The 24,184-nt window shown below is 67.4% G+C and carries 19 protein-coding genes and 1 pseudogene; 15 read left to right on the top strand and 5 right to left on the bottom strand.

All coding sequences use genetic code 11. The features are described from left to right. Nucleotides 1–35 precede the first annotated feature (35 nt). Entirely contained in the window at nucleotides 36–878 is an 843-nt protein-coding gene (locus CPH63_RS01690) for a hypothetical protein (RefSeq protein WP_096301288.1), read from the bottom strand. Between the two features lie 77 nt (nucleotides 879–955). On the opposite strand from CPH63_RS01690, the gene CPH63_RS01685 reads away from it, so the two are divergent. Then, nucleotides 956–1,879, top strand: coding sequence for a hypothetical protein (locus tag CPH63_RS01685; protein WP_096301287.1), 924 nt, complete (start codon nucleotides 956–958; stop codon nucleotides 1,877–1,879). Between the two features lie 58 nt (nucleotides 1,880–1,937). After that, nucleotides 1,938–2,759, top strand: a complete 822-nt coding sequence (locus CPH63_RS01680) for a sugar phosphate isomerase/epimerase (protein WP_197704520.1) — start codon at nucleotides 1,938–1,940, stop codon at nucleotides 2,757–2,759. Nucleotides 2,760–2,793: 34 nt separating this feature from the next. On the opposite strand, the gene CPH63_RS01675 is transcribed toward CPH63_RS01680, so the two are convergent. Further along, the gene (locus tag CPH63_RS01675; protein ID WP_157749206.1) at nucleotides 2,794–4,764 is read right to left on the bottom strand and encodes a hypothetical protein; all 1,971 of its coding nucleotides are present in this window, start codon (nucleotides 4,762–4,764) and stop codon (nucleotides 2,794–2,796) included. A 367-nt stretch (nucleotides 4,765–5,131) separates the two neighbouring features. Between CPH63_RS01675 and proC the strand changes: the two genes are divergently transcribed. The 5 genes from proC (at nucleotide 5,132) to CPH63_RS01650 (ending at nucleotide 9,243) form a co-directional block, all read left to right on the top strand. After that, the gene (proC, locus tag CPH63_RS01670; protein ID WP_096301285.1) at nucleotides 5,132–5,956 is read left to right on the top strand and encodes a pyrroline-5-carboxylate reductase; all 825 of its coding nucleotides are present in this window, start codon (nucleotides 5,132–5,134) and stop codon (nucleotides 5,954–5,956) included. Nucleotides 5,957–6,233: 277 nt separating this feature from the next. Then, nucleotides 6,234–6,455 (top strand): helix-turn-helix domain-containing protein, encoded by a 222-nt coding sequence (locus tag CPH63_RS23580; RefSeq protein ID WP_096304877.1) that lies wholly within the window; start codon nucleotides 6,234–6,236, stop codon nucleotides 6,453–6,455. A gap of 170 nt (nucleotides 6,456–6,625) precedes the next feature. Next, nucleotides 6,626–6,724, top strand: coding sequence for a 30S ribosomal protein bS22 (locus tag CPH63_RS01660; RefSeq protein ID WP_018654693.1), 99 nt, complete (start codon nucleotides 6,626–6,628; stop codon nucleotides 6,722–6,724). Between the two features lie 178 nt (nucleotides 6,725–6,902). Further along, nucleotides 6,903–7,955: an NAD-dependent epimerase/dehydratase family protein gene (locus tag CPH63_RS01655; protein ID WP_096301284.1), complete on the top strand. Its 1,053-nt coding sequence runs from the start codon at nucleotides 6,903–6,905 to the stop codon at nucleotides 7,953–7,955. Then, nucleotides 7,948–9,243, top strand: coding sequence for a lysophospholipid acyltransferase family protein (locus CPH63_RS01650; protein ID WP_241895780.1), 1,296 nt, complete (start codon nucleotides 7,948–7,950; stop codon nucleotides 9,241–9,243). Before CPH63_RS01655 ends, CPH63_RS01650 begins: the two co-directional genes overlap by 8 nt. A 179-nt stretch (nucleotides 9,244–9,422) precedes the next feature. On the opposite strand, the pseudogene CPH63_RS01645 reads toward CPH63_RS01650, so the two are convergent. The 3 genes and pseudogenes from CPH63_RS01645 to CPH63_RS01625 all read right to left on the bottom strand — a co-directional run. After that, nucleotides 9,423–10,241, bottom strand: a pseudogene (locus tag CPH63_RS01645) (HAD family hydrolase); the annotation flags it as partial. Between the two features lie 157 nt (nucleotides 10,242–10,398). Continuing rightward, nucleotides 10,399–12,720, bottom strand: coding sequence for a DUF5667 domain-containing protein (locus tag CPH63_RS22000; RefSeq protein WP_157749205.1), 2,322 nt, complete (start codon nucleotides 12,718–12,720; stop codon nucleotides 10,399–10,401). 174 nt (nucleotides 12,721–12,894) lie between these two features. Further along, entirely contained in the window at nucleotides 12,895–13,842 is a 948-nt protein-coding gene (locus CPH63_RS01625; protein WP_241895779.1) for a sigma-70 family RNA polymerase sigma factor, read from the bottom strand. Between the two features lie 251 nt (nucleotides 13,843–14,093). Here CPH63_RS01625 and CPH63_RS01620 point away from each other — a divergent pair, with 251 nt between their 5' ends. From CPH63_RS01620 to CPH63_RS01585, 8 genes are all read left to right on the top strand, one after another. Continuing rightward, on the top strand, nucleotides 14,094–15,653 hold the full coding sequence (locus CPH63_RS01620) for a class I adenylate-forming enzyme family protein (RefSeq protein WP_172892140.1): 1,560 nt from the start codon (nucleotides 14,094–14,096) through the stop codon (nucleotides 15,651–15,653). Nucleotides 15,654–15,667: 14 nt separating this feature from the next. After that, a complete protein-coding gene (locus CPH63_RS01615) occupies nucleotides 15,668–15,928 on the top strand; it encodes a glutaredoxin family protein (RefSeq protein ID WP_096301278.1) in 261 nt (86 codons plus the stop codon). 312 nt (nucleotides 15,929–16,240) lie between these two features. Continuing rightward, nucleotides 16,241–17,029 (top strand): redox-sensing transcriptional repressor Rex, encoded by a 789-nt coding sequence (locus tag CPH63_RS01610; RefSeq protein WP_241895778.1) that lies wholly within the window; start codon nucleotides 16,241–16,243, stop codon nucleotides 17,027–17,029. Then, entirely contained in the window at nucleotides 17,026–18,321 is a 1,296-nt protein-coding gene (locus CPH63_RS01605) for a glutamyl-tRNA reductase (RefSeq protein ID WP_096301277.1), read from the top strand. The genes CPH63_RS01610 and CPH63_RS01605 overlap by 4 nt, the downstream gene beginning before the upstream one ends. Then, a complete protein-coding gene (hemC, locus tag CPH63_RS01600) occupies nucleotides 18,318–19,238 on the top strand; it encodes a hydroxymethylbilane synthase (protein WP_096301276.1) in 921 nt (306 codons plus the stop codon). The genes CPH63_RS01605 and hemC overlap by 4 nt, the downstream gene beginning before the upstream one ends. Beyond that, the gene (locus tag CPH63_RS01595; protein ID WP_096301275.1) at nucleotides 19,235–20,776 is read left to right on the top strand and encodes a uroporphyrinogen-III synthase; all 1,542 of its coding nucleotides are present in this window, start codon (nucleotides 19,235–19,237) and stop codon (nucleotides 20,774–20,776) included. Before hemC ends, CPH63_RS01595 begins: the two co-directional genes overlap by 4 nt. Before the next feature lie 99 nt (nucleotides 20,777–20,875). After that, the gene (locus CPH63_RS01590) at nucleotides 20,876–22,093 is read left to right on the top strand and encodes an MFS transporter (RefSeq protein ID WP_157749204.1); all 1,218 of its coding nucleotides are present in this window, start codon (nucleotides 20,876–20,878) and stop codon (nucleotides 22,091–22,093) included. An 850-nt stretch (nucleotides 22,094–22,943) separates the two neighbouring features. Further along, on the top strand, nucleotides 22,944–24,170 hold the full coding sequence (locus CPH63_RS01585) for a GGDEF domain-containing protein (protein WP_157749203.1): 1,227 nt from the start codon (nucleotides 22,944–22,946) through the stop codon (nucleotides 24,168–24,170). Nucleotides 24,171–24,184: the final 14 nt, after the last annotated feature.

The following is a 24,184-nucleotide window of genomic DNA, read 5'->3' as shown; positions in this document are numbered from 1 at the left end:
TTTGCGGTTGCCGGCGGTTTGAGGGGTGCGGTGGCTCAGTCCCAGGGGGAGGGCTGGGCCTTGAGGCCGAGCTCCCGGGCCTTGCTGGTGGCCGGGTGCTCGGCGACCAGACCGATGGCCAACCGCCGCTCGCAGATCGCGGCCAGTTCGCGGTAGGCCAGCGCGCCGATCAGCGCGGTGAGCTCCGGGCCGTAGGAGATGTAGAGCGGCTCGGAGCCGACGTGGGCGTCCGGTGAGGACGTGCAGTACCAGTGCAGGTCGTGGCCGCCCTCGCCCCAGCCGCGGCGGTCGAACTCGCTCACCGTCGAGACGAGGATGCGTGTCTCGTCCGGCCGGTCGACCCAGTCCTGCGCCCGGCGCACCGGAAGCTGCCAGCAGACTTCGGGTTTGGTGTCGAGCGGGTGCAGCCCCTCCCGAAGCGCCAGGGCGTGCAGTGAGCAACCCTCACCACCAGCAAAACCCGGACGATTCAGGAAGATGCAGGCGCCGTCGACGGTGCGCGTGCGGCGCCGCCCCTCGTCGTCTCCGACGCTGTCCTTCTCGCTGATGGCCAGCTTGCCGCTCTTCTTCGTCCCCTCTGGGTAGTACTCCCAGGTGTCCGGAGTGAGCATCGCGGCGAACTGCTTGACCCGGCGCTCGTCGTCGTCGTCGGAGAAGAAGGCGCCGTGGCTGCAGCAGCCGTCGTCGGCCCGCCCCTCGATGACGCCCTGGCAACCGCGGCCGAAGATGCAGGTCCAACGCGAGCAGAGCCAGGTGAGGTCGGCCTTGATCCAATGGGCCGCGTCGGCCGGGTCTTGAAATTCGATCCACTCCCGCGCGAAGTCGAGCGGAACCTCGGGAGTGACGGCCGGAGAGATCACGGGTAGCTGAGTGCGCACATCGACGAGAGTAGTCAACCTCGTTGCCGCAGCGGCGGCGCCACACGTTGGCAACTATCACCGGATAGGCTCGGGGCATGCGACTTGGCGTGCTCGATGTCGGCTCCAATACCGTCCACCTGCTGGTCGTGGACGCGCACCGGGGTGCCGAGCCGACCCCGCAGCTATCCCGCAAGAGCGTGCTGCGACTGGCCGAACATATCGACAAACGCGGCGATCTGGTTCGTGAGGGAGCGGACGCGCTGGTCGGGGCAAGTCTCGGAGCGCTCCGCCAGGCCAAGGAGCTGGACTGCGACGAGGTGCTCGCCTTCGCCACCTCGGCCGTGCGGGACGCCCGCAACTCGGCCGAGGTACTGGACCGGGTCCGCATCGAGGCCGGCATCGACATGGTGGTCCTCTCCGGAGACGAGGAGGCCCGGCTGACCTTTCTGGCCGTGCGTCGCTGGGTCGGTTGGAGCGCCGGGAAACTCATCTGTCTGGACATCGGTGGCGGCTCCTTCGAGTTGGGGGCCGGGGCCGGAGAGGTACCGGACGTGGCCCTCTCGGTCCCGCTCGGAGCCGGGCGGTTGACCCGCGAATGGTTCCCCTCCGATCCGCCCAGCAAGTCGAAGATCGCGGCCCTGCGTGAGTTCGTCGATGCCGAGCTGGCTGAGCCGTCGTCCCGGTTGCTGGCCTCCGGGCCAGCCGATCACGTGGTGGCCTCCAGTAAGACGTTCCGGACACTGGCCCGGTTGGCCGGTGCGGCACCATCGTCGGCGGGACCGCGCACGCCACGGGTGATCACCCGCGACGGGCTGCGTCAGGTGACCTCCTTCATCTCGCGGATGAGCTCAACCGACCTGGCCGAACTGGACGGCGTCAGCGCGAGCCGCTCGCATCAGACGCTGGCCGGCGCGGTCGTCGCGGCCGCCGCGATGGACGCGCTCGGAGTGGATCAACTGAAGCTGTCGCCGTGGGCGCTGCGTGAAGGTGTGATCCTGCAACGCATCGATCAACTCTGATGCCGCCGCGGCTGACCGCTCTGGGCCGGCGCGGGGCGGCGTGACTAATCTTGCAGACATGACGAGGTCGCGGGCGCTGCGCGTGTCACACTCCCGCGTCGGTCTCTCGACCGCCTCGGTCTATCCGGAGACTACTGCGGCGGCCTTCGAATTGGCAGCAAAACTAGGGTATGACGGCGTTGAGGTGATGGTCTGGACCGATCCGGTGAGCCAGGACCCGTCAGCGCTGCGCAGACTCTCCGAGCACTATTCGATGCCGATCCTGGCCGTGCACGCACCTTGTCTGATCATCACCCAACGGGTCTGGTCGCCGGACCCGTGGGTGAAGCTGCAGAAGGCGAAGGCGGCGGCCGAACTACTGGGCGCCCAGACCGTGGTCGTCCACCCGCCGTTTCGCTGGCAGCGTGACTACTCGCGGCGCTTCCACAGCGGTATAGAACAGATGGCCAACGAGACGGATGTCCGGTTCGCGGTCGAGAACATGTTTCCGCTGCGGGTGCGGGGGCGCACCATGAGTGCCTACGAGCCCTCCTGGGACGTCGCCGCCGAGGAGGATCCGTACCGCGACTACACCCTGGACCTCTCACATTCGGCCGTCTCGCAGTCGGATGCGATAGCGATGCTGGACGCGATGGGCGACCGGCTGGCCCACCTGCACATTGCCGACGGCACCGGCCTCAACAAGGACGAGCATCTGGTGCCCGGCCGCGGAACGCAGCCCTGCGCGCAGGTGCTCGAACGGGTCGCGGCCGGTAGCTTCACCGGCCACGTGATCGTCGAGGTAAACACTCGAAAGGCGGTGGATCGCTTCGAGCGGGAGACGGATCTCGCCGAGGCACTGGCCTTCTGCCGATTGCATCTGGTGAAGGCCCCCGCCTAGGCCGGGGTTCGGTTCGCGGCCGCCTCAGACCGACTCAGACTTGAGGGGCGAATTCAACCGGCCAGACCAGCTGACCGCCGGTGGCGTTGGCGATGAACTGAGTGGGCTGCAGAGCCGCCGGTAGCGCCCGCACGGCGGCGATCAGGCTTGAGGTCTGGGCCGTGGAGATGGTGATCTGCCGCGCCGGCATACCGGCGCGTGTCTCTGCGGTCACCGGGTCGATGCTGAGCAGATTCACCGGATTCTGCGCCGCCAGTTGGTCCAGCACGGTCGCGGCCCGGATATCGAGGATCCCGTCGGTCAGCTGCGAGTGGACGGTCGCGGAGGTGATCACCTGTGGGTTGGCCGCCAGTTCGGCGCCAACACTGCGGCGCTGACTCTGATCGGCCGAGCGCTGGGCGTCGATTGCGCCTGCGCTCCGGTTCAGCACCGTCCGGACATCGGTCGGGTCATCGCCGTCGCCGAAGCGGGCCAGCGCCACCGAGCCGTTGAGCGCGGCGGCGAGAGTCGGGTCGGTGCCGCTGGCCGTGCGTGCGGCGTTGCTGGCGACGAGGTACTCACCGACGCCCCGGTCGGCGTAGTCGGTGGTGCTGCGGACGCTGCTGAAGCCCGCGTCGGTGAGTAGCGGCACCACGGCCGGTTCGGCCGTGATACGGCTTTCCTTGGCGAGGTTCGCCGTGATCCAGTCGGCGGCGTCGGACTGCCCGGAGGTCGGTGGTGGGGTCGGGGTTGGGCTCGGGCTGGTGGTAGCCGACGGCACGGACGTCGGCGGCCTGATGCCGTTCTGCGGCCCGCCGTTCGCGTGGAAGGCGACGGCGACCAGCACTGCCCCGAGGACGAGCACAACCAGGCCCAGCCCGGCCAGGGCGAGGCGCTGCAGCCACGCGTTGGGCTCGGCCGCCCGGCGGCGCGCCGGGGACTTGGACCGCGGCGCCCGAGCTGCCGGCGCAGGGGGTTCCGGTGCGGCCGGCGGCGCTTCAACCGGCGGCGCGGGCGGTCGCGTGGGAGCGGCCGGCGGTGTGGTCGTCTCGGGGAGGTCGGCGAAGGGGGCGAACTGCACCAGGTCGGCCAGCGGTTTGGGCGTCGGGTAGGTCGGAGCAGGCATCGGCGGCCCAGCTCCGAGGGGCGGGGCTGTGCTCAGAGCCGGTGTAGCCAGCGGGGTCGGTAGCTCCTCGACCGGTTGTATGACCGGCGCGATGAGCTGAGGCGGGGTGATCGGTTCGAAGCGGCTCACCCGCTCGTCGGGGAGCACCTCAACCGGTCCCGTTCCCTCCGGCCCCGTTCCCTCAACCGGCACAGTCGCCTCAGCTGACCCGGCCGACTTGTTGGCCCTTGCCGCGGCCCGTCGGCCGCTGGGCGCGCGATGATTCGGCCGCCGGCGCTGCACCGGGACGCTCGACTCTCCCTGGCCGGCGGCGAGGGCGGCCATTGCCGCGGCGGCGGCCGGCCGGTCGACTTGGGCCGGCTGTGGTGTCTCCGCCCCATCGGCAAGTTCTACGGACGGTTCCACCGTCGGGCTCATCGGGGAGGTCTCCACCGTCGGGTTCGTAGGGTGCGGCACGGAGGGCCGCCGGAGTGCCCCGGTGGCCGCGGTGAGTCGAGGTATCCAGGCCAGGGTGATTGCGTCCCGCGCCTTCGAGACCGGGGTCGGTAGCGCATGGGCCGGACGGCGGAGCGCCGGTAAGGCCGCCCCGGGTAGGCCCACCTCGATCTCTGACCGGGGTCGGGTGAAGCGCATGGCTGCCCGGATCGGCGTATCGACCGGCCGGCTTACCGGCGGCTGCGCGCGCCGGGCCGGGCGGCGGGTGCGGGCGCGCGGCGGGAGTGGCCGGACGCCGCGTCGGGCGCCCTGTCGGCGGACCTGTCCAGCGATCGACCAGGCGCGCTCATCGGGGGGTAGTTGTCGGCGCTGGGCGGCGTCGGCCTGCCGTCGCAGACGTCGGCGCGCCGATGGAGCCGCGGTGCGCGTGCCGCCCGGACGGGCGGGGGAGCGGGGTCGGCTCACGGTGCGAATCGCCGACGCGTCGGCGGCCGCGAAGCGTGCGGGCAGGGCCCGCGGAAGTCGGGCTGGTGAACCGGCCAGCTGCAGTGCCGACGGGCGAGCCAGGTGTCGCTGATGGGTGGCGTCGTCGAACTCGAAGCGACGAACCGGCTGGCGCGTGCCGGCAGTGCGCCATGCGGCGAGTGAGCAGCTCGAGTTGAGCCCTCCGCGTGCGCTCGACCTAATCTTGCTCCTCCAGTTCGCCGCTCGCCCTGCCGTACTGGCGAATATATCGCAGTGCCGGGCGCCGCAGCGGCTGCTGATTAGGCTCAGGCTAACGTCAATTCCGCTGTCGCGCGCTCCGTCGGCAGCCACGGTCGGAGGTCGCAGCATGTCCACTGTCAAACCGGTACTTCGCGGCAACGTCGCCATCCTCGGGGGCGGGAAGATCGGCGAGGCGCTGCTGTCCGGGCTGCTGCGCGAGACGCTGACGCCAGATCGGCTGCAGGTCGTCGAGAAGTACCCGGAGCGAGCCGTCTACCTGGCCCGCACGTACGGCATCGAGGTAACCGACTACGCGGAGGTGTTCGCCTTCGCCGACACCATCGTGCTGGCGGTGAAGCCGCAGGACATCGAGACGCTCCTCGCCGATATCCACCAGTACGCCGAACCCCGACACATCATCGTCTCGGTGGCGGCCGGTATCACCACGGCCAAGCTCGAGGCCGGGCTCCCCGCCGGGGTCGCCGTGGTGCGCTGTATGCCGAACACGCCGGCCCTCGTCGACGAGGCGATCACCGCCATCTCCCCGGGCGCGCATGCCGATGCCGACCACCTGGCCGTCGCTGAGGCGTTGCTCCTCGCCGTTGGCCAGGTCGTGCACGTGCCGGAGAGCCAACTGGATGCCGTCACCGCCCTCTCCGGCAGTGGACCGGCCTACTTCTTCTTCCTGGTCGAGGCGATGATCGATGCCGGGATTCTGCTCGGCCTGCCGCGGGCGCTCTCCGCGCAGCTCATCGTGCAGACCGCGATCGGCTCGGCGGTGATGCTGCGCGACTCCGGCGAGCACCCGGTGCAGCTACGGGAGGCGGTAACCAGCCCGGGCGGCACGACGATCGCCGCAATTCGCGAACTGGAGAACCACGGGGTGCGGGCGGCGTTGCTTTCGGCGATCGAGGCCGCCTGCCTGCGCAGTCGTGAATTAGGTCGCGGATAGGTGACGAATTGTGCGGTTTTGAGAAACTGGTGTCTCACAGGTATCGCATAGTCACTCCAGTACCGCTAATCTTCTCCCAGCACGTGCGTGTCCCGTTCGCTGGTGGGGAAGCCAGCGCACTGACGCGTGCCGAAGGTCTAGGTGAACTATGAGCACGACCCCACCAGCTCACAAGGCTGCCACCGGTGCCGGTGCGCGGAAGGTGGCCGGTTCCGGCGCGCCCAAAACGCGCAAGTCCTCCGGCGCGGAACAGGAGATCGGCGCGCCGCCCTCCGAGATGCGCAAGGCAGACTCGGCTCGAGTCATCAGTGACGGTCTCTCGGATGTGCGGTTCCTGACCGTGGCCGAGGTCGCCGCCGTGATGCGGGTGTCCAAGATGACGGTCTACCGCATGGTCCACGGCGGTGAACTGCCCGCGGTACGAGTGGGACGTTCGTTCCGGGTCACCGAGGCCGCGGTGCACGACTACCTACAGGCCGCCTTCATCGAAGCGGGCTGAGCTTGGCATCGGCGGCCGGAATGTGACTGGTTCGCCCGTCACCGCCTGGCGGGTAAGCTGAGCCGAGCATCAATGCGAGCAGGCACTCACCGGTGCCGCTATCACCAGCTGTAGCCGATCAACTATCGGTGACGACACTGCTGAGAAATTCAGCGCGGTTAGGGTTTTCCATGGGTTCAGTTATCAAGAAGCGGCGCAAGCGGATGGCCAAGAAGAAGCACCGCAAGCTGCTGAAGAAGACTCGCATTCAGCGTCGCAACAAGAAGTAATCAGGCGGTGCGCGGTCGCGGTCGTCCTCCGACCGCGACGCCCTCTCGCCGAGCGGGTGGCTTGCTGGCAATTGCCTGTGACCCCCCACTCGATGATGGCTGAGCGTAGCGCGCCTGTAACAGTGTCGTCCTAATATGAACGAGCCCTCGATCGCTCTGCTCAGTCAGGAGACAGCGCATGCCGAGTGTCGTCCTCGTAACAGGCGTCAGTAGATATCTGGGCAGCCGATTGGCTGCGCAACTCTCCGCTGATCCTTCGATCGTTCGGGTCATCGGCGTCGATACGACGCCGCCATCCAAGGCTGACCTGGCGATGCTCGGACGCACTGAGTTCATGCGGGCCGACATCCGCAATCCGCTGATCGCCAAGGTGATCGCGCAAGCCGGGGTCGAGACGGTCGTGCATGCCTCGGTCACCGCGACTCCGCACCTGGCCGGCGGCCGCACGTCGATGAAGGAAATGAACGTCATCGGCACGATGCAGCTGCTGGCCGCCTGCCAGAAGTCGGAGACCGTGCGGCGGCTGGTGGTGAAGTCGACCACCTCGGTCTACGGTTCCAGCGCCCACGACCCGGCCGTCTTCACCGAAGATCTACCGGCCCGCCGGCTGCCCAGCGCCGGATACTCCAAGGACGCCGTCGAGGTCGAGGGGTACGTACGCGGCTTCGGCCGCCGCCGCCCGGACATCGCCGTTACCGTGCTTCGCTTCGCGAACTTCATCGGGCCGGTGATCGAGACCCCGCTGACCCGCTACCTGGCGATGCCGGTCGTGCCGACGGCTCTCGGTTTTGATCCGCGCCTGCAGTTGCTCCACGAAGACGACGCCATCGAGGTGCTGCGCCTGGCTGCCACCAGTGATCGGCCGGGGGTCTTCAACGTGGCCGGCGAAGGAACACTCGTGCTTTCGCAGGCGATTCGTCGGGCCGGACGCATCGGCTTGCCGGTGCCCTCACCGGCCGTCGAGTTCGTCAGCCGGCTGGTCCGCAGCAGTGGCCGGGTGGACTTCTCCCCCGAGCAGCTGCAGTTCCTCGTCTACGGGCGCCAGGTCGACATCACCCGGCTCAAGAAGACCTTCGGATACACGCCCCGGCACACCACCGCCCAGGCCTTCGACGATTTCCTCACCGGGCGGCCGGTTCCGGCCATCGTCTCGCGCGAGAAGGTCCGGCAGGCGGAACTGACGATCGACAAGTTTGTCCATGCAGGAATGGGAGTGATCGGGCGTGCCTGAGGCAAGAGTCATCCAACTTCACGCACCGGATCCGGCCGGCCAGCCGGGCGGGGCGAAGGTGGAGTCGACTGCGCGTCCGCTACGTCCACAGCCGCAGCGCCCGGCGCGCAGCCGTCCGGCCGTCGCTAACCCGGTAACTGCTAACCCGGTAACTGCTAAGCCGGTAACCGATCAGCCGACGCCGGGCCGCCCGAAGGCGCGCGCGGCGAAGCGCCCGGCTCCCGCTCCGGAGCGGGAGACCGCCCGTCCGGCCGTCACTGCTCCCACTGAGCCCAACGCGACGATCCTGCTGCCGACGGCTGCGGCACCATTGGATGCGGCGCAGGAGGTCTCGGCCGCCCGTCACCCATCTGGTCTCGATCCGGCGCCCCTCTCGCCGGACGCACCGTCAATCGACTCCGCCCAACCGCCGACGCCCACCGAGGTGGCTGCGGAGGCTCCCACCTCGCCGTTGGAGCGCAAGATCGCGGGCGGTCTGGCCTTCCTGCGGCGCCGGATCACCGGCGACTATGACGTCGACGAGTTCGGCTTCGACTCCGAGCTGGTGGAGAACGTCCTGGTTCCGGCGTTCCAGCCGCTCTATCAGAAGTGGTTCCGAACCGAGGTGCTCGGTATCGAGAACATCCCGGCCGAAGGCGGGGCGCTGCTCGTCGCCAATCACGCCGGCGGTATCTGGGCCCTGGACGGAGCCATCACCACTGTCGCGGTACACGCTGAGACGCCCGGGCACCGCAACCTGCGGATGCTCGGGGCGGACCTGATCTTCACCACCCCGGGGCTTGCGCCGCTGGCCCGTAAGAGTGGTGCCACGCTGGCCTGCAACGCCGACGCGGAGCGGCTGCTGGCCAAGGGTGAGCTGGTCGGGGTCTGGCCGGAGGGTTTCAAGGGCATCGGCAAGCCGTTCAGTGAGCGCTACAAGCTGCAGCGCTTCGGACGCGGCGGCTTCGTCACCGCCGCGCTACGGGCCGGAGTTCCGATCATCCCGATCTCCATCGTCGGGTCGGAGGAGATTCACCCGGTACTGGGCAACGCCAAGACACTGGCCCGACTGCTCAATCTGCCGTATTTCCCGATCACTCCGACGTTCCCCTGGCTGGGTCCACTTGGGCTGATCCCGTTCCCCAGCAAGTGGTACATCGAGTTCGGCGAACCGATCGAGACGGCCAACTACGGGCCCGAGGGCGCTGACGATCCGATGCTCGTCTTCGAGTTGACCGACCGGGTACGCGAGACGATCCAGAGCACGCTCTACCGGCTGCTGGTGAAGCGCCGGTCGGTGTGGCGCTGATACTTCCGCGCTAGGTCGGCCGTCCCGTTCGCCGCCGAGGTGGCCGCGCGGGTGGTCGTGTGCACCGCAGCCGAACTCAAGGCCGCCGCCATGTCGAGGCTGGCCGTGAGCAACTCCAGGCTGGCCTGCCGGGTCGCCGTGGTGCGTCGGGCCAGCGGGCTGTGCGGTGCGGCGTAGGCCCGCCGTACGGCCGCTCCGGCCACGACCGCCCCGGCGACGGCGCCCACCCCCAGCGCGGTGGGGACACCGATACGGGCGGCCTTGCGCCCGGTGCGGAAGTCCCGGATCTGCCATCCGCGGCGGCGGGCCTCGGCTCGAAGGTCGGCGTCCGGGTTGACGGCCACCGCGGTGCCGACGAGGGAGAGCATCGGCAGGTCGTTGATCGAGTCGGAGTAGGCGGTACAGCGGCTCAGGTCCAGACCCTCCCGGATCGCCAGCGCCCGGACGGCGGCCGCCTTGGCCTCACCGTGCAGCACGTCCCCGATCAGGTGACCGGTGTAGAGACCGTCCTTCGTCTCCGCCACAGTCCCCAACGCACCGGTGAGCTTGAGGCGGCTGGCGATGATACGGGCGAGCTCCAACGGGGTGGCGGTGACCAGCCAGACGCGCTGCCCGGAATCGAGGTGCAGCTGGGCCAGGGCGCTCGTCCCGGACCAGATCTTGTCGGCCATGCTCTCGTCGTAAATCTCTTCGCCGAGAGTCACGATCTCCTCGACGCTCTTGCCGGCGACGAAGGCCAACGCCGACTCTCGGGTGGAGACCATGTCGTCCTTCGACTCGCCACGCACCCGCAGCCGGGCCTGACGCAGGCCGAAGCGCAGCAGATCGGTCCAGTCGAAGAAGTCCCGAGCGGCCAGGCCCCGGGCGAAGTGAAAGATCGACGCGCCGACCATCATGGTGTTGTCGACGTCGAAGAACGCCGCGGCAGTCGGATCGGCCGGCACGGCGAGGGCCTGCTCAACCTCCGCCGCCGCGGAGAACACCTCTGAGTCGGTCATGAGACGTTCCGTGATCGCATCAGCACGGGATCAGACTAGCGAGTCCCGGATGGGTGAACCAGAGTGACGCGTGTGACGAACCTGGCTTGCGCCGTCACCGTAGGCACCGCCGGCCCCGAGGCCCAGACGGCTTGAGTGCTCGGCTATCTCTGCGCTGCTATTTGAACAGCGACGTCAGGATCGAGCAGGGGAAGGGCAGATCGACTCGGAAGATGCCCCCGGGGAGTGTGACCACACAGTGGGCCTTCGCCGTAGGCGTCGGCGAGGGTGCGGGCTTCGCGGTGGGCGTGGGCTTCGCGGGTGCCGGGGTGGGCTTGGGCGCGCCCGTCGGCTTCGGTGTCACCTTGGGTGTCACTATCGGCGTCATGGTCGGGGTCGCTGCTGGTGTCGCCGACGGCGTCATCGACGGCTCGGTCGTCGGGCTGTGCGCCGGTGCCGTCGTTGGCGTCGGACTGGGCGCGGCCGGGGTGGGCGAGGACGGCGCGGTGGCGATGATGCCCTGCGAGGCGACATGCCCGCCACCGCAGCCCACCGGGCAGCTGCCGGCGCTCGGGACCAGGTCGGCGGTTGCCTTGACATCCGCCGGCGCGCCGACCACGCCGGTGAGGGTGAACTGCACCGTGCCATGTACCGCGACGGTCAGGTTGGAGACCGCGAACTTCCCGTCGACGCCACTGCCCGTGCCGCAGGTGGAGCCGCTGCTGGGCAGACAGGGCGGCGCGCTGGTGATGGAGACGCTGGTGGGCACGACGGCCGAGAAGTTGACCGTCACCGGAGCGAATCCGATGTTGTGGATATTCAAGGTGTACGTGATCGCGTCACCGACGACATAAGAGGTCTTGTCGGACGCGAGCTGCGCGGTGATGTAGCCGTACCGGGTGGGCGCCGGGGTCGGCGTGAGAACCGGTGTGGGCGCCGGGCTCGGCGTGAGGATCGGGGTCGGCGCGGGCGTCGGGCCGGCCGTTGGGGACGGCGTCGGCGTGATCACCGGTTCCGGCGTCGGGACGTCGGTGGGTACCGGAGTCGGCTCCGGCGTCGCGGTCACGACAGGGGTCGGCTCCGGCGTCGGAACCGGAGTCGGCTCTGGCGTCGGAACCGGAGTGTCGGTGGGCACCGGGGTGGGCTCCGGCGTAGGTGCGTCCGTCGGTACCGGCGTCGGCACGTCAGTCGGCACCGGAGTCGGCTGCGGCATCGGCGTCGGGACGTCCGTCGGCACCGGTGTCGGAGGTAGTGGCGGCGGCGGAACGTCCGTCGGCACCGGACTGGGAACCGGTGTGGCACCGTCGGTGGGCGGGGCAACGTTGTCGCTCGGCGGCGGCAGCACGACGACCGGGATATCGGTCGGAGTCGGCGTCGGCGGCAGGGTCAGGCCGGGAATCACGGGCAGCGTCGGGGTCGGCGAGGCGCCGTCGGTCGGAGGCGCCGGAGTGGGCGTCGCAGTCGAGCTCGAGGTCGAACAGAGGACCGGAGCGGCGCACGGGATCGGGCCGAGGGCGTCGGTGCCGGTGGTCTCGGCACAGCTGCAGTCGGCCGTCGTGCTGATCTGCTGGGTGCGGACGGCGACCTGCTTGGCCAGTGCGACTGATTGCCCGGCCCGGTCACGCAGCGCTCCGGCCGGCAGGCGGCTGGCGATCTTGTCGAGTTGGTTCAGCTGACCGGCAAGCCAGGACTTCACCCCGCTGAGCGGTGCCGCCGACTTCTTCTTCAGAGCGGCCCGCGTGAGCAGCGCGATACCTTCGCGGGTGTCGGAGTCGGCGTCGTTGAGCGTCGTGTCGATGAGGTGAGCGGTGTGCTGGCTGATGCCCCCGCCGGCTGCGCTGAGGGTGGTTCCGTCAGACAGCATCGGCCCGCCGAGTGCCTCCGCGTTGTCGCGGCTGAGTAGCCCGGAGACCTCATCGAGGCGGGTCGATGCGAACTCCAGCTTGAGCTTGCCGCGGGACTCGTCACCGTGAGTGAGGGCGAGATGCAGGCTCTCGGTGCTCCGCTTGAGACCGTAGAGCGTGTCGCCCGGAAGCGCCCGCTGGCTCAGGAAACCGGTGGTGGCCATGAGCGCCATCAGCACGATGGCGGCGACGGCGAGGATGTTGTAACGGCGACGGCGGCGAACGCGACGGGCAGCCAGCTCGTCGGCGGATTCGCCGTCACCGGTCGGGCCCCCGTCGGCTGATTCGGCGCCATCGTCGGAGACCAGGTCGGTCTGGGCCGTCGCCGACTCAGCGGCTGACCTGTCAATGGTGAGGGTCGAGGTCGCGGTGGCCAGCGGTTCGGCGGCCAGCGGTTCGGTGGCCGCATCGTCGAGTGACTCAGCGATGATGCGAGGGGTGATTGCGACCAGCTGGGTCCGGAGTTCCTGGCGGAACTCCGGACGAATCGCCGGGCCCTGGGGGAGCGCCCGGAGCTGGCTCAGCAGCGCGGTGATCTGCGGGTCATCGGACTGCTCAGGATCTGGGAAGTGGCCTAACGGCGGTATTGATCGCACCGAAAGTCACCTCCGATCTCTGATCTGCTGATATCCCGGTGCAACCGGAACACTTCTCGCATCTGGTTCATCTGGGCCCTACCGGCCCGACGGTCTGTGCCGTCAAATACGCCCCACTGATAACAACGACGTACTTGCCGTTTCGATACGCCGAGTTACAGGAAATTTGGCATGTCATGTCAGCTCACCCGCCACGTCTGTGGCCAGTTTTCGTACCGCTCGATGCTGCAGCGCCTTGATGGCGCCTTCCTTCTTGCCCATGATCTCCGCCGTCTCGGCGACCGACAGGCCCTGGATGAAACGCAGTACCACGCACTCGCGCTGCTCATCGCCGAGCGCGTTGACGGCGGCCATCAGCCGGTCATTGCTGAGCATCGTGAGCACCGCCGTCTCCGGGCTCGGCTCGGAGCGATCGTCCTCGACGATTTCCCCAGTGGTGAACTCGAGTCGATTGCGGGCTGACTTGACGTGATCGAGCACGATGTTGCGCGCGATCGTCATGAACCAGGCTCCGATGTCGCGACCCTGATAGGTGATGACACCGATCCGGCGCAGCGCCCGGAGGAACGTCTCACTGGTGAAGTCTTCAGCTAGCTGTTGATCATGTACCCGGTAGAAGATGAACCGAAACACCGAGTCGACGTAGCGGTCGTAAAGCGCCCCGAACGCCTCACCGTCGCCGCCCTGGGCCCGTTTCACCAGCAGCCAGGTCTCGGCGTGCTCGGCGTCCATCGGCTGCCCGAACTCGTCGCTGTCGTCTTGCCGGTCGGGGTACTCAACGCCCTCGACGCCGCCGCCGACGTCGGTGAGCGCGGCGTCCGGGCCAATCCCATTCTTGGCGTGCGCGCCGCTGCTGGCCGCCTGACCGAAGGGCAGCCGCGGAACCGCCGAACGGATCTCGCGGGCCGTCATACCCCAGTGGCCGGGCACGTGGCCGGGACGGTCGGCGGCGGGATGGGTGGAGGAGGGGAGGCCGGCTCCGGCGAGTCCGGCCCCTGGCAGTGCCAGCACGAGGCGCGACGACAACAGGGCGCGGACTAGCTCCAAACGCAGAGCAGTGAGGGGATTGCCGGTGCCGGTGCGGCCGCGGGTGAGCGAAAAGGGCGTCGTCGCATCACGCAAGGAGCGGCTCCCCCCAAATGGGGGGCCTGCAGCAGGCGTCGTCGGCACCGAGTCGTCCCCTCAGGGCTGCCTCCTCGAGTCCGTCAATTACTCTCGGCAACCCTACCTGGCGTTGCGGTAATGGAACAGGTTTCGCGCACGGTGGCTGCGGCCTCGCTGATTGTCTCCTGAAACCCTCTCCCGCGCCTTATTTATCGGATGAAATTTTGGTTGCTCTTGCGCGCGTTGCGCTCGGCGGGAAGGCTGTGCAGATGCCGCCGACCCGATCCCAGGACACCGCATTCACTGGGCTCTCCGACCTGGTCCGGTTGATCGGCGGGATTGATCCGCAGCGGGTTGCGGTCTCCGACGGCCGGTCTCAAGCCACCTGGGGTGAGCTCGACGCGGCCACCAGCCGCTGCGCGCAGGCGATGCTGGCCGCCGGACTGAGCGCCGGTGATCGGGTAGTGCTGCAGCTCGGTGCCCGCGTGGAGTTTCTGCAGCTCTACTTCGGTGCGCTGCGGGCCGGATTGGTCGTGGTGCCGGTAAACCCGGGCTACACGTCGGTGGAGATGAACTACGTCCTGGCCGATTCCGGGGCCCGACTACTCGTCACCGAGTCGCCCGAGGCCGCCTCCGCGGCGACGTCGGCGGTGGAACTGGTCATACTCACCGGGCGGGCCACCGAGGCTGGAAACGGGGCGGCCGGAGGGGTTCGGACGCTCGAGGCTTTTCTGGCGGCGGCCGAGCGGGATGACGACCCGCGGAGCGACCGCAGCGGCGAGTCCATCGCGATAGTCCTGTACACCAGTGGGACGAGCGGATACCCGAAGGGCGCGATGCTCTCGGTCCGCGCGCTGCTGGGGAACCTGGCGCAGATTGCTGAGGTCGAACCGCAGCTGATCACCGCCTCCGATGTGGTGCTCGTACCACTGCCGCTATTTCACATCTACGGCCTCAATGCGGCGCTCTGTGCAGCGCTGCACGTCGGGGCCACCGTGGTGCTGGCCGAGCGTTTCGATGCCGCGGCGACCCTGGCCACGATGCGGGCCGAGCGGATCAGCGCGGTGGTCGGGGCGCCGGGCATGTTCGTCCAGTGGGCCGCGCACCCGAACTTCGCCGAGGGCTTCGAGTCGGTGCGGTTCGCGCTCTCCGGGGCGGCGCCACTCTCGCCCACGCTCGTTCAGCTCTACGCCGACATAGGTATAGCCCTCTACGAGGGGTACGGCCTCACCGAGACGGCCCCCGTGCTGGCCCTGAACGCCATCGACGCCGGCGGCGCGCCGCGTGCCGGATCGGTCGGCAAGCCGCTGCCCGGGGTGGAGCTGCAACTGCGCAACTCAGACGGCTCGGTCATCGACGCCGAGGATGAGGACCCCGGACAGCTCTTCGTGCGGGGTGCGAATCTCTTCTCCGGCTACTGGCCGGATGGGCGCGGGGGACCGGACGAGGAGGGGTGGTTCGCCACCGGAGACATCGCGATCATCGAGTCCAGCGGTGCCCTGCTGCTCGTCGGGCGGACCAGCGATCTCATCATCGTCAACGGATTCAACGTCTACTCCGCCGAGGTCGAGCGGGTGCTCGGTCAGGTCGCCGGAGTGGCCGAGGTGGCCGTCGTCGGCATCCCGGACGAGCAGACGGGGGAGGCGGTCGCCGCATTCGTGGTGCCGGCGCGAGGCGAGACCCTCGAGGTCGAGGAGCTGGTCGCCAAGTCCGCGAAGTCGCTGGCCCGCTACAAGCTGCCGACCCGCGTCCGGATCGTCGACACACTGCCCCACACCGTCACCGGCAAGGTGCAGAAGTGGCGGCTGCTCAAGGACGCGACTCACTGAGCTAGCCTGCTCGAATGGGTGCTGCCGATCATCACGTCACGCTGATCACCCGGGTCGGGTGCCACCTCTGCGAAGAGGCGAGTGCCCAGCTGGCGCCGCTGCGCACCGAGCTCGGTTTCGGATACCAGGAGCTGGACGTGGACGCCGACCCGGCGCGGGCCGACGAGTACTCCGACCGCGTCCCGGTGATCCTCATCGACGGGCGCGAACACGGCTACTGGCGGCTGGAGGAGAAGCGGTTCCGCAAGGCGCTTAAGAAACCTGTGAAGCGCTGATAGTGATCGTCGTTACTGTCCCGCTGTCGGGACGGCGCCGACACCGGCCGAGGTGGCGCTGCGCACTCTCGGCTCGCTAAGGCTTTTCGCCTGAATTTCCGGGAGATTCGGCCGTCGGCGCCGCTCCGGGCAGGGGTTCGGCGCGAGCAGCCGGAGGGGGTGCCGCCGCATATCACAGTGGTCGGCGATTTGGGAAAGCTTTCACAAGCGGCGTACCGTTCCCGGCGTCCAACCTGCTTCTATCACACCGGTTCTGAAGGCCCCTTCGCCCCCTCGGCGAGAGGCTGAGAACCGGCCCGCCAAGAGGGGTCGATGACCATCCGTCGCGAGAGTCTGCGCAGCACTCGCATGCACGTTGGCGAGGGCGAGCTGCCGGAGGCGATCACCGCTGATTTGGAGTGTCCGCCGGAGGATCGTTCCATCCCGGAGGCCACCGTGGCCCGGTTGGCGACGTACCTGCGGGTGCTCGACTCCTTCCAGGAACAGGGCGTCACCACGCTCTCCTCAGACGAGCTGGCGACGGCCACCGGTGTGAACTCGGCGATGCTGCGTAAAGACCTCTCCTTCCTCGGCTCCTTCGGAATCCGTGGCGTCGGCTATGACGTCGAGACGCTCACCGAACTCATCTCCCGCACCCTGGGCATCACCGTGCACCGAGCGGTCGCGCTGATCGGCGTCGGCAACCTCGGGCAGGCACTGGCCGGATACGCCGGCTTCGCGACCCGTGGCTTTCAGATCGCCGCCCTGCTGGACGCCGCGCCGACCCGGATCGGGTCCCAGATCGGCGGGCTCACCGTGCAGGATGTCGCCTATCTGGAAGAGATCGTGGTCACCCAGCACATAGACATCGCCGTGCTGGCCATCCCGGCGCCGGCCGCGCAGGAGCTCTGCGACCGGCTCGTCGCCTGCGGCGTGAGCAGCATCCTCAACTTCGCCCCCACCGTTCTCTCGGTGCCGGCCCACGTCGATGTGCGCAAGGTCGACCTCGCCGCTGAGCTGCAGATCCTCTCCTTCCACGAGAACCAGAAGGAGCATCGGCACCTAGCCATGAGGGCTATGAGTGCCCGCAAGCAGAGCCCGCGACGGGAGGCCAGCCAATGAGCGTTCTGGTGGTAGGGCTGTCGTATCAGACCGCGCCGGTGCCGGTGCTGGAGAAGACGAGCGTCTCGGCGGACGACACTCCGAAGATTCTCGGTGAGCTGCAGGCGGCGGAGGCGATCTCCGAGGTCCTGCTGCTCTCGACCTGCAATCGCATCGAGGTCTACGCGGATGTGGATCGCTTCCACCCAGCCGTGGCCGAGATAACCAACGTGCTGGCGCGGCACGCCGGCCTGTCGGTCACTGATCTCGTCGATCATCTGTACGTGCACTTCGCCGAGGCGGCGGTGGAGCACGTCTTCTCGGTCGCCTCCGGGTTGGACTCGATGGTGGTCGGCGAGTCGCAGATCCTCGGTCAGCTGCGGCTGGCCTACGCCAACGGCACGGCCGCCGGAACCGTTCGCACCGTGCTGCATGAACTGGTGCAGCAGGGGCTGCGGGTCGGCAAGCGAGTGCACACCGACACCGGGATCGATCGGGCCGGTGCCTCGATCGTCTCGGTGGCGCTGGAGAACGCGTCGCGGGTGCTCGGGCCGCTCTCGGGGAAGCGGGCGCTCATCATCGGCGCCGGCTCCATGGGGGCACTGGCCGGGGCAACGCTGAGCCGTCTCGGCGTCCGCGACTTCGTCGTGGCGAATCGCTCGGTCGAGGGCGGCCAGCGGCTGGCCCAGAGTCTCGGCGGCCGCGCAGTCACGCTCGATCACCTGAGCGATGTGATAGCCGACGCTGACCTGATCATCAGCTGCACCGGGGCGACCGGGCTCGTCGTTGAGCTGGAGCACTTCGCCGCCCGCGCCGCAGATCCGCAGGTGGTGCTGGATCTCGCGCTACCCCACGACGTCGATCCGCAGGTGGCGACGCTGCCCGGCGTCACCTACGTCGACTTGGATTCACTGCGCGCCGACGGTGCCCTGGTCAGCGACAGCGAGGTGCGGCTGGCCAACAACATCGTGGCCCAGGAGCTGATCGCCTACCTGAAGTTGCAGCAGCAACTGGCGGTGGCCCCGACGGTGAGTGCGCTGCGCGAGCGGGCGAACGAGGTGATCAGCGCGGAGCTGCTCCGGCTGGACTCCCGGCTGCCTGCGCTGGATGAGGCGACGCGCCGCGAGGTGAGTGACGCCGTGCGCCGCGCCGTGGAGAAGGTGCTGCATGCGCCGACGGTGCGGGTCAAGGAGCTGGCCAGCACGCCGGGCGGGGACCAGTACGCCCAGGCGCTGCGGGACCTCTTCGACCTCGACGCCGCGACCGCCGAGTCGGTGCTGGTACCACGCGCCGGGCGGGAGAAGAAGCGATGACCGCGACCAAGACGCTCCGGGTCGGAACCCGGGCCAGCGCGCTGGCCCGCACCCAGACGAACCTCTTCGTCGAACGCCTCGGCGTGCCGGTGGAGATCGTCACCATCGTCACTGAGGGCGACGTGAGCAACGCTGCGCTCTCCCAGATCGGTGGCACCGGTGTCTTCGTGACGGCGCTGCGGTCAGCCCTGTTGAACGGCGAGATCGACGTTGCGGTGCACTCGTACAAGGACCTGCCGACGGCGCCGGTGGATGGTGTCGTGGTGGCCGCCGTGCCGTCCCGTGAGGATCCTCGGGATGGGCTGGTCGCCCGCGACGGGCTGACTCTCGGCGAGCTGCCGGCGGGGGCGCGAGTCGGCACCGGTTCCCCCCGTCGAGCGGCTCAGCTGCGCGCGCTCGGCCTCGGTCTGGAGATCGTCGGACTGCGCGGCAACGTCGATACTCGCCTGGCGAAGGTGACCAACGGTGACCTCGATGCGGTGGTGCTGGCGATGGCCGGACTGCGCCGGCTCGGGCGGCACGACGATGTGACCGAGATTCTCGACCCGATTCAGGTTCTCCCGGCCCCCGCCCAGGGCGCGCTGGCGATCGAGGTACGGGCCGGAGATTTGGCCACGGCCGCCGTGGTGTCGACAATGGACGACAGCGATACACGTGCGGCAGTGGATGCAGAAAGAGCGCTGCTTGCGGCGCTTGAGGCAGGTTGCTCGTCCCCCGTTGGCGCGTTGGCCGAAGTGGTCGACGGCGATGACGGGCTTGAAATATTCCTACGCGGTTCGGTCACAGCGATAGACGGCAGCGACGCCGTCCGACTCACTGCGACCGGTCCGGCAACCGATGCCGATGGCGTGGGGCGGCGGCTCGCCGCTGAACTCCTCGCCGAAGGCGCTGACAAATTGATGGGGAGCCCCTCATGACCCGAGAGCGTAAGCCTGCTGGCCGTGTGACCTTCGTAGGTGCCGGACCCGGCGATCCAGGTCTACTCACCGTGAATGCGGTGGACGCCTTGAGTAGAGCCGACGTCGTCTTCGCCGACGCTGACGTCGCCGCTGCGATAACGGGTCTGGCCAGTGGCGAGGTGCGGGTCGCGTCGACGCTCGCGGCCGACGCCGCCAAGGCCGTGGTCACCGAGACGAAGCTCGGCTCCGACGTGGTTCGCCTCATCGCCGGGGACGTCTTCGGCAGCGACAGCGGTGTCAAGGAGGTGCTCGCCGTCTCGCGCAGCAGCATCGCGTTCGAGATCGTGCCGGGCCTCTCGGTCGGCGCCGGCACCGCCGCCTACGCCGGCATTCCGGGCGGCTCGGTACGTACCGAAGCCGACCTGACCGACCTGGAGTCGGTCGACTTCGACTCGCTGGCCCACGCGCCGGGCACCCTGGTGCTCAGTGTCCCGTCGGCTCAGCTGCAGAGCGTCGGGGAGCGACTGGTCTCCGGCGGACTGAAGCCGGACACCGCGGTGACGGTTAGTTGTGATTCGACCGGGACTCGTCAGCAGACGGTGAGCGGCACCCTCGGCGAGCTGGAGTTGGCCGCGGTTGGGATGGCCGGCACCCTGGTGGTGACGATCGGCAAGGCCACCGCACAGCGCGACAAGCTCGGCTGGTGGGAGTCGCGTCCCCTCTACAGCTGGAAGGTGCTGGTGCCGCGCACCAAGGAGCAGGCGGCGACCATGAGCGACCGGCTTCGCCTGCACGGCGCGGTTCCGATCGAGGTGCCGACGATCGCCGTCGAGCCGCCGCGGACGCCGACCCAGATGGAGCGGGCGATCAAGGGCCTGGTCACCGGTCGCTACGAGTGGATCGTCTTCACCTCGACCAATGCCGTGCGGGCCGTCCGGGAGAAGTTCGAGGAGTTCGGCCTCGACGCGCGCGCCTTCGCCGGTGTGAAGATCGCCTGCGTCGGCGAGTCGACGGCTGATGCGGTGCGGGCCTTCGGGATCAACCCGGAGCTGCTGCCGTCCGGTGAACAGTCCAGCGAAGGATTGTTGCAGGACTTCCCGCCGTATGACGACGTGCTCGATCCGATCGACCGGGTGCTGCTGCCGCGGGCCGACATCGCCACCGAGACGCTGGCCGCCGGGCTGCGCGAGCGGGGCTGGGAGATCGACGACGTCACCGCGTACCGCACCGTCCGGGCTGCTCCGCCGGCGGCTGAGATTCGCGACGCGATCAAGTCCGGTGGCTTCCAGGCGGTATGTTTTACCTCCTCGTCCACGGTGCGTAACCTCGTGGGTATTGCGGGTAAACCACATTTGAAGACTGTGGTTGCGGCTATCGGTCCGCAGACTGCAGCGACCGCCCGCGAGTTCGGACTTCGTGTGGACGTCCAGCCGGAGGAGGCGACCGTCGGTGCACTTGTCGAGGCACTTGCCGAGTACGCCGCCGCGCGAGCCATCGAGGAGCGCGAGAAGGCTGCCCTGGTGGCCACCAAGAAGCAGTCCAGCCGCCGCCGGTAACTCTTCGTCGCAGTTCGCCGCTTGGGGTGTCTGCTTCCCGGAATCCGGGAAGAGACCACCCCGAGTCGCGATGGACGGATGTCGAGTGAGGTCGGCGCAGTGACAGTGACTACCGGCAATCCGACCTTTCGGGACGCACTGCGCGTCCGGGAGTTCCGCTGGCTCTGGATCGCCGACACGCAGTCTGCGCTGGGAGACCAGCTAACGCGTGTCGCCATATCGGTGCTCGTCTTCTCGCGGACGGGATCAGCAGCGCTGACCGCGTTGGTCTTCGGGATGACCTACCTGCCTGCCGTGCTAGGAGGGCTATTCCTGTCCGGGCTCGCAGATCGCTACCCGAGACGCAGGCTAATGGTGATCTGCGACGCCGCCAGATTCGTCCTCGTGCTGGCCGTGGCGATTCCAAGCTTGGCCGACTCAGCGATAATTGTGTGCGTCGCGATCGAAGCCGCGATGAGCTCATTGTTCACAACCGCAGAGCTATCCGAGATTCCCGAGATGTTGCCAGCCGAGGTTTTTCCGGCCGCATCTGCGCTCCGAACAATTTCAAATCAGTTGAGCCAGGTCGCGGGCTTCGCCGTCGGGGGCGTCGTGGTGGCGGTTGTCGGCCCCCGCACGGGCCTCGCCGTCGACGCGGCCAGCTTCCTCCTGTCGGCTGCCATTATTCAGTCCCGCACGCGGTTGCGTCATCATCCGTCGACCAAGGCTGGAAATGAAAGAGCCAACCTGCTGACAGCATCGATGCAAGGAGCACGGGCTGTGCTTGGGGACCCGCGACTACGTGTATTGGCCGGCCTCGTGTGGCTAACCGCGTCGTTAACCATGCGAGAAGGTATAGCGGTTCCGTACGCCGTGGCAGAGCAGGGGGGAGACGTGGCGGTAGGCATGCTTCTGGCAGCTGTGCCGACAGGCCTTGCGGTCGGGACCTTCTTGTCCACAAGGTGGTTGACCAAAGTTCAACGACTCGCCTGGATGTGTCCCGCTGCCATCGCCGTCGGTCTCGTGACCGTGCCGTGCGGATTGACGTCGAATCCGTCAGTGAGCGTCGCCCTCTGGGTGCTTGCCGGCGCGCTCGCGTCTTACGTCGTGGTCGCGATGGCGGAATTCACGGTCTCTGTTCCTGGCAGGGTGCGCGGCGCGGCCGTGGGGTTTGCGGCTTCGATCCTGATAGCGCTACAGGGAGCGGCTATCGCGGGCGCTGGCTTAATTTCTGAGAGTATCGGCGCCCACAGAACGGTCGCGCTCAGTGGGGGCGTCGGAGCAGCCATCGGAATTTGGCTGGCCATACGGTGGGCTCGGCTCACAGTGAGCACTTAGCTCCAGTTGACGACGGTCATTGCGGTGTCTCCTTCGTGTGTGTGGTGGTTCGTTGGTGGTGGGTGTTCTAGCTCCAGTTGACGACGGTCATTGCGGTGTCTCCTTCGTGTGTGTGGTGGTTCGTTGGTGGTGGGTGTTCTAGCTCCAGTTGACGACGGTCATTGCGGTGTCTCCTTCGTGTGTGTGGTGGTTCGTTGGTGGTGGGTGTTCTAGCTCCAGTTGACGACGGTCATTGCGGTGTCTCCTTCGTGTGTGTGGTGGTTCGTTGGTGGTGGGTGTTCTAGCTCCAGTTGACGACGGTCATTGCGGTGTCTCCTTCGTGTGTGTGGTGGTTCGTTGGTGGTGGGTGTTCTAGCTCCAGTTGACGACGGTCATTGCGGTGTCTCCTTCGTGTGTGTGGTGGTTCGTTGGTGGTGGGTGCTCTAGCTCCAGTTGACGACGGTCACGACGTGAACCTTCCTTTCCGACTGGGCATGCATGTGTGATTACTGTTAGGTGATCTGTTTTTGATAGATGGCAATCACGATTCAGCTCCCTTGTGAATGTGTCGGGCGTCACTTAATCGTTGCGAATATGAGCTCCAGTGTTGACGGCAGTAGATCCTCGCTTAGCGACGTTCGCCGTGCATGTGGCCGAAGATCGCCGGTTGATGATCTCCGTCGTCCATGCCTTAGCGAGAGGCGGGAGTGACAGTGTGCGCACGCTGGGCTAATCTAGGCTAGCGACGCGAACAGTGTGGAGTTTAATTATGAAGCGAGCTGGGGCTACTCGGAAGTGGCTCCCTCGCGCCTCGACTCAAAATTCCGGCATACGGAATAATTCGGGCAGTGTCATTGCTCTCGTAGTTGGGGTGGATCTCATCGCCTTGACGCTTGCGGTGATGAGCTGGGCGTCGATGCGTCCTACATCGCTCGAACTCCTGAGATTCTTGAGTTTCCTAGTCTTTGCGTTCCTCTTCGAGGAGATCGGGCGAAGTGCTGCTCGCTTGCTGCACAGGGTGCGAGGCGCGCGGTTCATCGACATGACTTCGGTCTGGATGATGGCGGCCATTGTTGTTTTGTCGCCTGGTCTGGCATTAATATTTCTCGTTGCTTTTCGCCTTTACCTTTGGTTCAGACAATTGAAATCTGCCGGACTGCCAGCGTATCGCCAGATTTACACGTGCGCGTCAGTTGCGATCGCATTAGTCTTAGCGCAATCGACTTTGGAGTTTATCCCGCGAGTTCTAGATTATGCACCGCGGTTTATTGTGCTTCCGATCGCATTCGGGACCACGATCCTGGTGTTCATGTTTGTAAACACTGCTTTGGTGGCTGCGGCGATTCGGCTAGCAGTCGGATCGCAACCAATTGGGACCTTTGTCGGGACAATAGAAGACAACCTCATTGAACTTGCGACCCTGTGTCTCGGCGCGCTGGTGGCGTTCGCCGCGCTTCGCGAACCCACACTTGTCGCGCTCGGCGTGCCGCTGACAATCGTTCTGCAGAGGGCTGCGCTGGTTCGGCAGTTGGAAGACGACGCATCTATGGATCCAAAGACCGGGCTGCTGAACGCGCCCACCTGGCATCGGATTGGTGTCCGTGAACTCGCGCGGGCTGAACGTGAGCGTGAGCCGGTCGCGGTGCTGCTACTCGACCTCGATCATTTCAAGGCAGTGAATGATGGATACGGCCACCTGGTAGGCGATCAGGCGATTCTCGCCATCGCCGACCTATTGAGGGACGAACTTCGCGACTACGACAGCGTTGGCCGGTTCGGTGGCGAGGAGTTCGTTGCCTTACTCCCGCGCGCTACTGCGCATGAGGCGTTCGTCGTGGCGGAGCGCATTCGCCAAGAGGTGCGGAACATTCAATTGGACACAGAGCACCTCCCGGCCCCGACGCTATCGCTGTCTATCGGGCTGGCCTGCTTCCCTGACCACGGTGTGACCATGGACGAGTTGTTGCAAGCCGCCGACACCGCCCTCTACCGAGCCAAGAACAGTGGCCGCAACAAGGTTGTCGTCAGCTCAATCGGCGAATCGGGTGACGAAAGAGTCGGTCGACACGTCACCGGACCGATGCCGCCCCTGTTCTGACCGGCAGAGCCGAC

It is taken from the genome of Jatrophihabitans sp. GAS493 (assembly GCF_900230215.1).
Classification (GTDB): domain Bacteria; phylum Actinomycetota; class Actinomycetes; order Mycobacteriales; family Jatrophihabitantaceae; genus MT45.
This window is presented reverse-complemented; position numbering and strand designations above follow the sequence as displayed.